Origin of the sequence: Gemella sp. zg-1178 (genome assembly GCF_018790995.1) — a bacterium.
GTDB lineage: Bacteria > Bacillota > Bacilli > Staphylococcales > Gemellaceae > Gemelliphila.
Window position 1 is genome coordinate 24,123 of record NZ_JAHKEI010000007.1, and the last position, 12,759, is coordinate 36,881.

13 protein-coding genes and 1 pseudogene are annotated in these 12,759 nt (G+C 28.5%); 12 read left to right on the forward strand and 2 right to left on the reverse strand.

Annotated elements, in window-relative coordinates; genetic code table 11:
* Positions 1 to 52 precede the first annotated feature (52 nt).
* A pseudogene (locus KMP12_RS07500) lies at positions 53 to 574 on the reverse strand (SDR family NAD(P)-dependent oxidoreductase).
* Positions 575 to 681: 107 nt separating this feature from the next.
* Positions 682 to 831, reverse strand: coding sequence for an SDR family NAD(P)-dependent oxidoreductase (locus KMP12_RS02990; protein ID WP_215756262.1), 150 nt, complete (start codon positions 829 to 831; stop codon positions 682 to 684).
* A 346-nt stretch (positions 832 to 1,177) separates the two neighbouring features.
* Between KMP12_RS02990 and rnmV the strand changes: the two genes are divergently transcribed.
* From rnmV to KMP12_RS03050, 12 genes are all read left to right on the forward strand, one after another.
* Entirely contained in the window at positions 1,178 to 1,726 is a 549-nt protein-coding gene (gene rnmV, locus KMP12_RS02995; protein ID WP_215756263.1) for a ribonuclease M5, read from the forward strand.
* Complete coding sequence (gene rsmA / locus KMP12_RS03000; protein WP_215756264.1) at positions 1,723 to 2,592, forward strand: 16S rRNA (adenine(1518)-N(6)/adenine(1519)-N(6))-dimethyltransferase RsmA; 870 nt, start codon at positions 1,723 to 1,725, stop codon at positions 2,590 to 2,592. Before rnmV ends, rsmA begins: the two co-directional genes overlap by 4 nt.
* Before the next feature lie 18 nt (positions 2,593 to 2,610).
* A complete protein-coding gene (locus tag KMP12_RS03005; protein ID WP_215756265.1) occupies positions 2,611 to 2,895 on the forward strand; it encodes a nucleotide pyrophosphohydrolase in 285 nt (94 codons plus the stop codon).
* Positions 2,896 to 2,933: 38 nt separating this feature from the next.
* Positions 2,934 to 3,245 (forward strand): metal-sulfur cluster assembly factor, encoded by a 312-nt coding sequence (locus KMP12_RS03010; RefSeq protein ID WP_215756266.1) that lies wholly within the window; start codon positions 2,934 to 2,936, stop codon positions 3,243 to 3,245.
* A gap of 325 nt (positions 3,246 to 3,570) precedes the next feature.
* Positions 3,571 to 4,812: an MFS transporter gene (locus tag KMP12_RS03015; protein ID WP_252344679.1), complete on the forward strand. Its 1,242-nt coding sequence runs from the start codon at positions 3,571 to 3,573 to the stop codon at positions 4,810 to 4,812.
* A gap of 150 nt (positions 4,813 to 4,962) precedes the next feature.
* A complete protein-coding gene (locus KMP12_RS03020) occupies positions 4,963 to 5,955 on the forward strand; it encodes a YybS family protein (protein ID WP_215756268.1) in 993 nt (330 codons plus the stop codon).
* Complete coding sequence (locus KMP12_RS03025; RefSeq protein ID WP_215756269.1) at positions 5,956 to 7,908, forward strand: DHH family phosphoesterase; 1,953 nt, start codon at positions 5,956 to 5,958, stop codon at positions 7,906 to 7,908. It begins immediately after the preceding gene.
* A 44-nt stretch (positions 7,909 to 7,952) separates the two neighbouring features.
* Complete coding sequence (rplI, locus tag KMP12_RS03030; protein ID WP_215756270.1) at positions 7,953 to 8,396, forward strand: 50S ribosomal protein L9; 444 nt, start codon at positions 7,953 to 7,955, stop codon at positions 8,394 to 8,396.
* An 89-nt stretch (positions 8,397 to 8,485) separates the two neighbouring features.
* Entirely contained in the window at positions 8,486 to 9,841 is a 1,356-nt protein-coding gene (gene dnaB / locus KMP12_RS03035) for a replicative DNA helicase (protein ID WP_215756271.1), read from the forward strand.
* A gap of 3 nt (positions 9,842 to 9,844) precedes the next feature.
* On the forward strand, positions 9,845 to 10,810 hold the full coding sequence (gene sppA / locus KMP12_RS03040) for a signal peptide peptidase SppA (RefSeq protein WP_215756272.1): 966 nt from the start codon (positions 9,845 to 9,847) through the stop codon (positions 10,808 to 10,810).
* Between the two features lie 10 nt (positions 10,811 to 10,820).
* A complete protein-coding gene (locus tag KMP12_RS03045) occupies positions 10,821 to 11,501 on the forward strand; it encodes an RDD family protein (protein ID WP_215756273.1) in 681 nt (226 codons plus the stop codon).
* Between the two features lie 96 nt (positions 11,502 to 11,597).
* On the forward strand, positions 11,598 to 12,506 hold the full coding sequence (locus tag KMP12_RS03050) for a class I SAM-dependent methyltransferase (protein WP_215756274.1): 909 nt from the start codon (positions 11,598 to 11,600) through the stop codon (positions 12,504 to 12,506).
* Positions 12,507 to 12,759: the final 253 nt, after the last annotated feature.

A 12,759-nucleotide genomic window follows, 5' to 3' on the forward strand; every position in this document is an offset into this window, starting at 1 on the left:
TGCTTAACCACGTCTGCCACCTGGTTTTGGTGTCATATCACCCATTATAATATCAAAGACACCTTATAATCGTAAATCTTGTAGCGTTTGTATAATTATAGAGGTCGCTTGATAAGTAAAGAACAGCGTTAGCTACATCTTGAACATTACCTATACGTTTAGAAGCTGTTAGTCGTTTACGTCCTTCTTCTACTTCTTGGTCAGCATAAAAACTGGCTGATAATGGAGTTTGTACAAAGCAAGGTAGGATAAAATTACTTCTTACTCCATGTTTTCCCCACTAAGCTGCAACTTGTTTAGATAACATATTTACTGCTGCTTTTGTCATTGTGTATGCACCAGAGTATCTTTCTGGGAAGTGAGGAGCTATTGATGATATGTGAACTATATTTCCGTATTTTTGTTCAATCGTTATACATCCAAAACCTTGTGTCATTAAGAAATATCCCTTGATGTTTACGTTGATAGTTGCATCATAATCAGCCATATCTAAATCTTCAAATGGAGCAAAGTGTAAAATCGCTACTGTATTTACTAAAATATCAACACGTCTACTAAAATATCGACACGTCAAAATTCTTCCTTTACTAATTTCACTGCCGCGTCTACCGATTCTTCACTTGTAGTATTACATTTAATTTCTAAAGTTTTTACTCGGTATTTAGTGTTAAGTTCTTTAGCCTACTCTCTTGCTTTGTCTACTAATAAATCTACTAAGACAACATTTGTTCCTTGCATAGCAAATTTTTTACAAATTTTTGAACCCATTCCAGCTAAAGCACCTGTTACTACTGCTACTTTATTTTCTAAGTTTAACCAATTATTAGTCATTAAATAATAACCTCCAAATTTTATTTTATTATTTGTTACAAATTAATTATAACTAGTAAAAATAAGCCTAGTCAATACAATAAAATATGAAATAGTTTGCTAGAATGTATAAAGAAAATTAATAATTTTTATTTTGTTTTTTAATTGATAAGAGCTAGTATATTTTTAAAAATTTTAAGTAGTTTTTTATTTATTTCTTATAGTAAAAATTATTTTTAATTTGAAATTATCAAAATTATATTTTTTGCTGAAAAATTATATTTTAAAATTTAAAACTTTATTTTTTAATTGTTAGGAATTTTGAAATGTGTTATTATAAGTAGAATAAATTTTTTAAGGATAAGAAATGAGAATAAGAGAAATTATTGTAGTTGAAGGAAGAGATGATACAAATAGGGTGAAAGAAGCTCTTGATTGTGATACTTTTGAAACGAACGGGTCAGCTATTACTAGAGAAAAATTGGAAAGATTAAAAGTTTTAAATAAAAATCGTGGTATAATAGTTTTAACTGACCCTGATTATGCTGGCAAGAGAATTAGAAATATAATTGAACGTCATATTCCTACTGCTAAGCATGCTTATATTTCTAGTAAAAAAGCTATTGATAGTAAGGGGAAAATAGGTATCGAAGCTGCGAGCAAGGAAGATATTATTTTTGCTTTGGAAAAATGTTATACTCCTGCTAGTGAGCTGAAATACGATATAAGTAATGATTTGTTGATAGAACTTGGTTTGGTTGGGGGTAGCTTGTCAAAAATACTTAGGGAAAAGTTGTGTGAAGAGCTGAATATTGAATATACAAATGGCAAACAGCTACTAAATAAGTTGAATATGTATAGTATTTCTAAAGAAAAATTGATAGAAACGATGAAAAAGATAGAGGATTATGTATGATAGGAACTTCTAAAAAAACTTTTCAAATTTTAAAAAAATATAATTTTAATTTTAAGAAGAGTTTAGGTCAAAATTTTTTAATTGATAGTAATATTTTAAATAAAATAGTTAATTCAGCTAGTATTGATAAGGATACTGGAGTTATAGAAATAGGTTCTGGTATTGGTTCTTTAACAGAAGTTTTAGCCAAGTCAGCAAAAGAGGTGATTTCTTTTGAAATAGACGGCAGATTATTGCCGATTTTGGCAGATACCTTAGCTGCTTATGATAATGTAGAAATCATTAATAAGGATATATTAAAGGTTGATGTTGATAAAATTATTAAGGAAAAATTTTCTACTTGTTCTAAGATTATGCTAGTTGCAAATCTACCTTATTATATTACCACACCAATCCTAACTCATTTATTAGAAAATACAAGTTTAATAGACGGTTATGTGGTTATGATGCAAAAAGAAGTTGCTAATCGTTTGAATGCTAAAGTCGGAACGAAAGATTATAATTCTTTAACCATATTATTAAATTATTATACTGATGTTGAATATTTATTTACCGTACCTAAAAAAGTTTTTGTCCCAGCTCCTAATGTTGAGAGTGCAGTGGTGAAAATTATGACTAAAAAGGAAAAGGATATTTATATTGCAGATACAGAAGAATTTTTTAATTTTGTACGTAATTGTTTTGCTCAGCGTCGTAAAACTTTAATGAATAATCTTATTGCAATTTCTGGAAAAGATAAAAAAGAATCTTTGTTGTCAGCTTGTCAAAGTTTGGGTATAGAACCTAGTAGGAGAAGTGAAACATTGACAATATTTGAATTTAATAAACTACATACAGACTTAAAAAATAGGGAAGTTATTAAATAAATTTATAGGGGGAACATTATGGAAGAATTGAAGAAAACTATTGTAGAATTTAGGGAAAAAAGAGGCTGGATAGAATCTAATACGGAGGCGAATTTGGCTCGTAGTATTATTATTGAAGCGGCAGAACTTTTGGAACAGTTTCAGTGGCAGGACAATAATTTTGACAAAAAGGCAGTTTGTGATGAGTTGGCAGATGTTCTAATTTATTCTTTATCTATGTGTTATCACATGGGAGTAGACCCCAAGGATATTATTACTGAAAAATTGAAAGATGTAGCTAGACGCTATCCAGAAAAGAAATAAATATGTTATAATAATAAAAAAATAGAAAGGAAGCACACATGTCAGAACTAAAAGATAGAGTTATTGAGGCTTTAGAAACGGTTATAGACCCAGAATTAGGTATTGATATAGTAAATCTTGGTTTGTTATACGATGTTAAGATGAATGATGAAGGTCATGCAATCGTAGAAATGACACTTACTTCTATGGGTTGTCCCCTAGCTCCGCTAATTATTGAACAGGTAGAAATGGCTATGCTAGGTATTGACGAAGTAAAAGCAGTAGATGTTGAATTAATCTGGGATCCACCTTGGACAAAGGATAAAATGTCTCGCTATGCAAAAATAGCTCTAGGCATAGCAGATTATTAATAAGAATTAAATTTTTTATTTACAAGATTTTATTTTACAAAGATAATTTTAAATTAATATAATTTATAAATGTAATTTTTAATGTAGCTTAATAGTTATATAAAAAATAATAAATATTTATTATAAATGAAAATATAAATCAAAAAATTAAAATTCTTATTAGAATTTAATAAAATAAAAATAAAATTTAAAAAGTGAGGTTATTAATAATCTCACTTTTGTTTTGAATTAATTAAAATAGTATAAAAAAATTTTTTTTGCTATAATGTATAGGAAAATATATAAGAGAGGATTGAGAAAGATTAAAATTTTATTTTCTATTGTAATGATTTTTATAATTTTAGCTGTCGTTATTTTTTTAACAAAAAAATATAAATTAAATAAAAATCAAATTATTATTTTTTGGATTTTAGTTTTATTTTGGTCAACAATAAGTATTATTAGGGCATATAGAAAATTATATGCCATAACTCCCGCAGAACAAGGAGGCTTGTCCCTAACGGCAGAAATGGCAGCCCAAATAGCTGCTGCTTATGGTTTAATGAGTTTATTTGTTAGGCTACCCATGTTTGTTATAAGTGATATTTTAAAGAAAAGAAAATTCTTTATTCAGATAGCCTTATTTACTTTAGTGGTTTCATCATTTTTAGTTTTTTATAAACCTTCTTATGATAGCCTTTATTTTTCATCTCTAGCTTTGGGTCTTGGAGCTACCATGCTAGCCATGTTTAATGTTATTTTTTCAGAAACATTTGAAAGTGATGAAGTGGTAGTGTCGGTTTCTATCCTATCGGTAGCACCACTTCTGGCAGAGTTTATAGCAGCACCTATACAATATCTGTTTACTTATGACCAATATAAAAATTATAATTTTATGTGGCTTTTTGCTGGATTTTTAGCCTTACTAACATTTATTTTAAGTTTTAAGATGAAAGATTACATACCGACAGAAAAAATTTTTTCATTTGATAAATTAAAAGTAGTAATCAAACATAAGAGTTTTATTTATATTTGTCTTTTAGCCCTATTAGTTTCCTTTATAAAATTTTCAACGAGTGGGGCTAATATGCTTACTTTTGGCAAGGTTGAATTGAAAATGTCGCCTCTTATGTTAGCTTATATGGATACTGTTTTTGCTCTGCCACAATTAATTGCCGGAATACTGGCTGGAACCTATTTTGCTAAAAAATTTGGTATTCAAAGAACTATGATTTTTTCATTCTTATTAGCCATAATATTTTTCTTAGTAGCTCTTTATGTTAATAATCCCTATATCGTTTATGTTGCTTATATTTTTAACGGCTTTTTTTATGGAGGTATCTATAATCTTCTAATTTCTATGGCTATGCAATACTTCGACAAATATTATCGCAATATAAGTATGGGGGTTTATCAAGCCTTTTTTGCTTTAGGAATTTATTATGGAGATTACGTATATGTTGTTTTGGCAAGACATTTAAAAGATGGTCTACTTGGGTTTAACCAAAATAAATCCATATTTTTAATAACATTAATATTATCAATAATTAGTATTTTTCTATTAAAATTTAGAGTAAAGAATAAATAAGAGGATAGCTATGTAAGATAACTGCTCTTTTATTTTCAATATACTAGCCAAAAAATTACTAATAGGGTATAATAAAATGATTGAGATATATTAAAATTAAAAAATAAGATTAATTTTTAGATTAATCAAATTGTTAAGGAGGCAACTATATTGACTAATGAAGTTGCTAAGTTTGAAAAAAAATTACAATTAATTTTTAGTAAACAATTTTTCTTTAGAGAACCAGAAAGAAAAAAAATATGGCTACACAGTATTTCATATTTATTAATCAATTCGTTAGGAATTGTTTTGAATATATGGCTTATTACAGGAATAGCTTCTGTTTCTCTTGCCATATATACACTAGGAGCTAAGGGCTATAAAATTTTCACACCACTTGCCTCATTATCCATATTAATTGCCCTTTTATTCGGTAGTTACTATGCTCTTATTTGGACGATAATACACACTATTATAGTTTTAATAATATATTTTTCTATAATTAATAGATTTTCAAAAATATTAATATTAGTTTACACAGCAGTATTTTTATTTTTTTCTATAAGTTTATCCTTTAGCATTTTAATAAAATTAGGCTATATCAATTTCAATCCTCAAGCTATTCAAAACTATATTGATGAATATATAAGAAGCGTAGTTAGCTTGCAAACAAATATTGATGTTGATTTATTACGTTTAAGTTTTGAAGATATAAAAAGGCATTTCCCATCGCTTGTCTTTTCTACCATATTTTTATATTCTTTAATTTTATTAAATTATAGCCTAATATTTTTATCAAAAGAGAAGGTAATAACGCCAGTATTTCCTAGGTTTAGTTATGTTTTGGTACGTTCAAGATATACTATTTACTATGTGATACTATCTTTTATCGTGTACTTTGCACAGCTATTAATAAGTAATAAGTATGATATGAGCCTACTAATATTGGAAAATTCTCTTTATATATTCCGTTGGATTTTTGTCTTAAATGGTTTGTTCACTTGTTTTTATTTTGTAGAAATTAAAAATAAAAATAATATGTTTGTAAAAACACTATTAGCTGTATCTGCATATTTATTTAATTCTATATTTGAAATTATTGGAATTGTCGATTCTGTATTTCAAATTAGAGAAATGTACTCTAGGCATAAAGGAGGTAAGTAGATGTTTAAAAAAGGAAATTTTTATCTTAGTATTGCAACTGCTTTTGTGGTACTAGGAGGAATAATTTTATTATTAATTGATATATACAGTTTTTTTGTCTATCTTGCTGTAATTATTGGCTTGTTTTTACCAGCATATATGTATGGTAGAAAAATTGAACAGACTAATCAGGAGTATGTAAACGAAATAACAAATAAAATTAAGGATTCTTCTGACAAGGGGCTTAATAAATTTCCTATTGGAATTATTATTATTGATGAAAAAAATAATATTGAATGGGCAAATAATTATATCTATAAGCACTTAGACTTAGATGATATTATAGGAGAAAATATATTAGAAGTTATCCCAGAAATAAAATCTTTATTTGGAGTAGAAGCATCAGTCGACAACCAGTTTATCATAGAAGACAAATATTTCAGGGTAAACTATAAAAAAGATAGTGGATATATTTATTTTTTTGATATTACAGAAATTAAGGTTGTTATGCAGAGATTTAGGGATACTCGACCAGTAGTAATGTCTATAAATATTGATAATCAAGAAGAAGTTTATGACGGCTTAGAAGATGAAGTAGCGACTAGACTAGATTCAAAAATAACAAGTATGCTTACTGATTGGGCTAAGAAAAATGGGGTATATCTAAAGCGTACTGATGAAGATAGATTTTTAGGTCTACTTAATATTAAAGACTTAAAAATTATAGAAAAAGAAAAATTTTCCATACTAGATGAAATTAGAAATTTAAAAGAAGAATTTGACACCCAAGTAACAATTAGTGTTGGTGTTGGTTTGGGAACTGACTTTTTACCAGAATTGGGAGAACTTTCCAAAACAGCCTTAGACCTTTCTTTAGGAAGAGGGGGCGACCAAGTTGCCATAAAAGAAGTTGACGGTACTATCAGACTTTATGGAGGAAAAACCAATCCTCAAGAAAGACGTACTCGTATTAAGGCGCGTGTCATTTCTAATGCCCTAGCTGATATTGTAAAAGAAAGTGATAGGCTTATAGTTATGGGGCATATTCAACCAGACTTTGATGCCATAGGAGCTTGTATAGGAATTTACGAATTTGCAAAACTTAATAACAAGGAATGTTACATTGTTTTAAATGATAGTGATAAGGATGAAACTATTAAAAAAATAATGACCGAAATTGAAAAAGAAGAGAATTTAGCTGAAATTTTTGTTGATAGCGATAAGGCTTGGGACTTGATGACACCTCTAACAACTTTGGTAATAGTAGATACGTCAGATTCTGACAGGGTAATAGATGTAGGCATATTAAATAAGGCTAACAAAAAAGTAATAATCGACCACCACAGAAGAGGGGAAGATATAATTGCTAATCCTCTATTAACCTATATAGAACCCTATGCTTCATCAGCTTCTGAACTTATAGCAGAACTTATAGAATATCAAGCTAAGGGTAAAAGATTAGATAATTTATCTGCAACCATTATGTTGGGTGGAATTGTTGTTGATTCACAAAATTTTGCTATAAGAACAGGATCAAGAACATTCGATGCGGCAGCCTATTTAAGAAGTAATGGGGCAGACCCTATAAAAATAAAAGCAATTCTTAAAGAGCCACTAGAAAACTTTATTAATAGGGCAGAAATAATTAGTTCGGCTACTCAGATAGCTGATAACATTTTAGTATCTCTTGCTCCTGACTATAAAGAATATACTAATGTTATGCTTGCTCAGAGTGCTGATATACTTTTAACAATTAAAGGAATTGATGCTAGTTTTGTAGTGGGTAAATTAGGAAAAGACAAAATAGGAATATCAGCCCGATCTTTAGGCAACTTAAATGTTCAAGTTGTTATGGAGCGTTTGGGTGGTGGAGGACATCTATCTAATGCTGCTACGCAGATAAGTGGAGATAATTTAGAAGATGTAAAAGTTGAACTTATCAAGGCTATTGAAGAAATATTAATTTCAAAATAAATTATTCAATTAAGAAGAAAAAATTAAAAAGTGAGGTAAATTAAATGAAAGTAATTTTTATTGAAGATGTAAAAGGAAAAGGGAAAAAAGGAGAGGTCAAAGAAATTGCTGACGGTTATGCAAAATTTCTTTTATCAAATAAAAAAGTTTTAGAGGCTAATAATGCCAATATGGCAGTATTAAGAGGTCAACAACAACGTAAAGAAAAAGATAAGGCTGAAGAATTGGCTAAGGCTAAAGAAGTCGCAGAAAAATTATCAAAATTAGAAATCAAAATACTTGTAAAAGCTGGTGAGGGTGGTCGTCTATTCGGTTCAGTTTCGTCAAAACAAGTAGCAGAAGAATTAAGAAAACAACATGACCTAAAAGTTGACAAGAAAAAAATTGAATTACCTTACGGTATTCAATCATTAGGCTACACAAATGTAAAAATAAAACTGCACAACCAAGTAGAAGGTGTGATAAAAGTTCATGTAGTAGAAAAATAATTTTAATAATTAAATTGCAATAAGAAGTTAAATAAATTCTTACTAAAATTAAAAATTATTTCATTATCCTATAAGAAAGGAGAGAAAGTATGAACAATAATGAATATGAGGCAATACTCCAGGCAGAGCAATCTGTTTTAGGAGCCTTGATGATAGATTCTGATAAGCTAGTTGAAGTTCGTGGTATTTTAGAAGAAGATGATTTTATAGATGAGCGTAATAAAGAAATTTATAGGGCAATAATCAAATTAAATGATGAAAATATAGAACCCGACCATGCAACTATTTTTAGTGAAGTCTATGGCAAGGGAGCCTTTAGAAATATTGACGCCTCAATTTATATAGTAGAAGTTTATGAGATTACACCAACATCAAGAAATGTTAGCCATTATGCCAATATAGTAAAACGTAATTCTATTTATCGGGAAGTCAAGAGTGTCTTATCAAATAATATTAAAAAAATGAATGATGGAGAAACTGACCTTGATTCGATAGTTGCAACGCTAATGGAGCAAATAGAAAGAGCGACAGAAAGAGCAAAAACTTCTGAATTTAAGGATATAAAAAATGTAACTCAAGACGTTTTTAATGAAATTATCGCTAAGATGACCGGTGATGGAAATAATAATGCAGTGCCGACTGGTTTTACAACTTTAGATAATATTTTGCATGGTTTTTCTAAGGGAGATTTGGTTATATTAGCGGCTCGTCCGTCTATGGGCAAAACAGCATTCGCACTTAATATAGCCTTAAATGTTGCAGGGAGAAACGAAAAACCTGAAAATAAAAAAACGGTAGCTTTATTTTCATTAGAGATGGGGGCAGAACAGTTAGTATCTCGTATGCTTTGTAGTGAAGGTATGGTTGATTCGGAGAAAATTCGCACAGGAAATATGTCGCAAGAAGACCTGCAAGCTCTTGAGGTGGGTATGGCTTTTTTAAATAATAAAAATATCTATATAGATGATAGTCCTTTTATCAAGGTTAATGAAGTTAAAGCCAAGTGCAAGACCTTAAAAAATGAAGCTGGCTTAGATTTGATAATTATAGATTATTTACAGCTATTACAGAGTTCAAGAAAAACTGATAATAGGCAGCAGGAAGTTTCAGAAATTTCAAGAAGTTTAAAACAGATGGCAAGGCAATTAGAATGTCCAGTAGTAGCCCTTTCTCAATTATCTCGTAGTGTGGAAAGTCGTCAAGATAAAAAACCTATGATGAGTGATTTGCGTGAATCGGGAAGTATAGAGCAAGATGCCGATATTGTTGCATTTTTATACCGAGACGACTACTATAATCGTGATAAGGATGAAGACATGCCAGAAAACAAGGATGTAGCAACCGTAGAAGTAATTGTCGCAAAACACAGAAATGGTTCTACGGGTAATGCAGAATTATTATTTTTAAAGAAATACAATAAATTTAGTGTCAAACAAGGAGCGTAATCAATGAAAAATAAGAAAAGACTAATAGCATTAATATCATCAGTAGTAATATTAATATTGTCAATATCTTTTGGAAATTCTGTTTCTGTAAATAAAAAATCTGATGATAATTCATTTGTAAAATCTTTACTTAATAAAGAAATTACTGGTAGTAAAATAGTTTTACGTGATGGAGATAGCAGTAATGTAATCCAACGTATAAAAGTTAAGGGAACTATTGATGATGCAATGGCAGATGAAGAAGCGGCTTATTCTGTAATCAACCAAATTCACATGGCAAAAAACGACCCTAATGTAAAAGCAATTTTACTTGTAGTAGATAGTCCAGGTGGTGGTGTATATGAAAGTAATGAACTATATAACGCCTTGGTAAAAAGTGGTAAAGATGTTTATGTTTCAATGGAAAGTTTAGCTGCGTCTGGCGGTTATTATATTTCTATGGCTGCTAAAAAAATATATGCACATCAAGAAACTATTACAGGTTCCATAGGGGTAATCATGAGTAATCTTTCTGCCCAACAATTTTTAAATGAACACGGTATAAAAAATCAAATTATTCGTTCAGGAGAACAAAAAGCAGTTGGTGGCTTAACAGAGGATATGAATGAAGCAACTATTGCAACTTATAAAGAACTGAATTTAGAATCTTATAATCGTTTTGTAGACCTTATAGCCAAAGGTCGTAACATGGATAGGGAAAAAGTATTATCTCTAGCAGATGGAAGAATTTATAGTGCAGAGCAAGCCCTAAAAAATGGTTTGATTGACAAAATAGCTTCGCAAAAAGAGTTAATAAGTGATATAGAAGCTGATAAAAAAATATCTAATGCTCAAGTGGTAGAATACAAGGCTATTGATGTTAATGCAGGACTGTTAAATAGATTTATTAATGGTTTATCAAAATCAATAGTAAAAGAAATTCAGTCTGCATCAGCAGAAACAAATATCCAAAGAAATTATTTAGGTTAGGAGTAAACTTATGAGTGAACAAAATAACCCAAAAGAAACTAATTACATTGAAGAAGAAAATATTGCTGAAAATAATTTAACTACTAAAACTACTGAACAAGTAAACAATAATTTTTCAGATTTTGAAAATCAAATAAAAGAAAATACTGAAGAAAATCATAATAAAAAGGCTAAGGATATAAAAATAGAAAATACACTAGATGAATATTTAAGTATTTCTAAAAATTTTTATGGAGGATTTTTCCTTAGATTTGTAGCCTACTTAGTAGACTTATTAATTGTAATTCATTTAACAAGATTACTTAATACTTTGACCTTTGGTTTTTTAGATTTTGATTACAGCATACCAGTATTTAATTATACAATTTTATTTGCCATTACTTATTTTCTTTATTTCCTTTCTATGACTTATTTCTTATCTCAAACTTTAGGTAAGATGCTATTAAAATTAAAAGTTGAAAAATATAATGGAGAAAAACTTTCTTTAGTAGATACTTTTTACAGGGAAATAATAGGAAGATTTTTATCTCAAGTATTATTCTTGCTACCTTATTTAGCAGTAGCTTTTACAAATAGAAAAAAAGGTTTACATGACTATATAGCTGATACGGTAGTTATCAAAGAAGATTTTTCTAATTTAAGAGCCAAATTAAATGAAAGTTTGAAAAAGGAAGTTAAGATTATAAATTAGCTAGTTATAATTTTAAGTATGACTAGCTATATATTTTAATAAGATAGATTTATATTAATCTTAAAATATAAATTATAAAATTATTTAGGAGTATATATGTCTAATATAGAAAAATTATTTAATAAAATAGATAGTAAAACTGAAGAGATAAAAACAAAAACAGGTGATAATTATTTAAAGGCACTTGTAAAATATTTAAAGTTAGAAGATGATAATGAATATTTTGAAATAGTAGATAATTATTCAAAGGAAGAAATAAAAAAAGTTTATCACTTTTTAGTTTTAAAATCTTTTAAGGAATTGCAAAATATTAACTATAATGTTACACCAGAAATTATAGGTTTTTATATAGCTAATCTAGTTAAAGAAATTTATGACGATAAAAAAATTAGTGTAACAGACTTGGCTAGTGGTAGTGGAACACTCTTACTTTCATTAGCGGAAAAATTAAATTTAGAAACTAACTTTACATCTGTTGATGTAGATTTTGATTATGCTAGTCTACAAGCAAATATTTTTAATTTGCTGGAACAAAAAGTAGATATTATCAACCAAGACGGACTAAAAAAAATAAATATTCCCAAGCAAGATGTTATTGTTAGTGATACGCCCTATGGTTATTATACTGATGAAGACAACAGCCTTAATTTTAAATTATGTAGCGAGGAAGGTTATAGCCTAAATGCCCTATTATTTTTAGAGCAGGCAACAAATTATTTAAAAGATGATGGTCTTGCAGTTTTGCTTATGCCAAAAGAAATAATGAACTTTGATGAAAAAATTAAAAAGTTTATTGAAAAAGATATTAATTTTAATGCCTTTATTGTCTTGCCAGAAGAAATGTTTAAAAATAAAAATCAACAAAGAGTAATAGTCCTTGCAACTAAAAAGGGGCAGACTATCTTACCAAAGCAGGTGTTTTTAGCTGAATTGCCAGCCTATCAAAATAAGAATGTTTATTTGAATTTCATAGCCAACTTTAAAAAATGGTTAGCAAGTAAATAATAAAGAAAATATTTAGTTTAGTAAAAAGCTAGGCTAAATATTTTTTTTATTTTTTCTAAAAGAAAATTAATTTTGAATTTATTACTAGTAGAAGTATAATGTTTTTTTAAATACTTATTGAAATTTTAAAAAGTTTTGCTAAGTATAGTACATTAAAAAATTTTTTTGCTGGAAAGATTAATAAAATTTTAAAAGTTTTTTTGCTTTGCCACATAAAAATAAAAATTTTTTCCAAAATAATTTAGAAATTTTT

What these genes read in the sequence shown, in the direction of transcription:
- rplI (WP_215756270.1), top strand. Translation starts at nt 7,953, where the DNA reads ATGAAAGTAATTTTTATTGAAGATGTAAAAGGAAAAGGGAAAAAAGGA.
- KMP12_RS03025 (WP_215756269.1), top strand. Translation starts at nt 5,956, where the DNA reads ATGTTTAAAAAAGGAAATTTTTATCTTAGTATTGCAACTGCTTTTGTG.
- KMP12_RS03045 (WP_215756273.1), top strand. Translation starts at nt 10,821, where the DNA reads ATGAGTGAACAAAATAACCCAAAAGAAACTAATTACATTGAAGAAGAA.
- KMP12_RS02990 (WP_215756262.1), bottom strand. Translation starts at nt 831, where the DNA reads ATGACTAATAATTGGTTAAACTTAGAAAATAAAGTAGCAGTAGTAACA.
- KMP12_RS03050 (WP_215756274.1), top strand. Translation starts at nt 11,598, where the DNA reads ATGTCTAATATAGAAAAATTATTTAATAAAATAGATAGTAAAACTGAA.
- KMP12_RS03010 (WP_215756266.1), top strand. Translation starts at nt 2,934, where the DNA reads ATGTCAGAACTAAAAGATAGAGTTATTGAGGCTTTAGAAACGGTTATA.
- dnaB (WP_215756271.1), top strand. Translation starts at nt 8,486, where the DNA reads ATGAACAATAATGAATATGAGGCAATACTCCAGGCAGAGCAATCTGTT.
- KMP12_RS03015 (WP_252344679.1), top strand. Translation starts at nt 3,571, where the DNA reads ATGATTTTTATAATTTTAGCTGTCGTTATTTTTTTAACAAAAAAATAT.
- sppA (WP_215756272.1), top strand. Translation starts at nt 9,845, where the DNA reads ATGAAAAATAAGAAAAGACTAATAGCATTAATATCATCAGTAGTAATA.
- rnmV (WP_215756263.1), top strand. Translation starts at nt 1,178, where the DNA reads ATGAGAATAAGAGAAATTATTGTAGTTGAAGGAAGAGATGATACAAAT.
- KMP12_RS03005 (WP_215756265.1), top strand. Translation starts at nt 2,611, where the DNA reads ATGGAAGAATTGAAGAAAACTATTGTAGAATTTAGGGAAAAAAGAGGC.
- rsmA (WP_215756264.1), top strand. Translation starts at nt 1,723, where the DNA reads ATGATAGGAACTTCTAAAAAAACTTTTCAAATTTTAAAAAAATATAAT.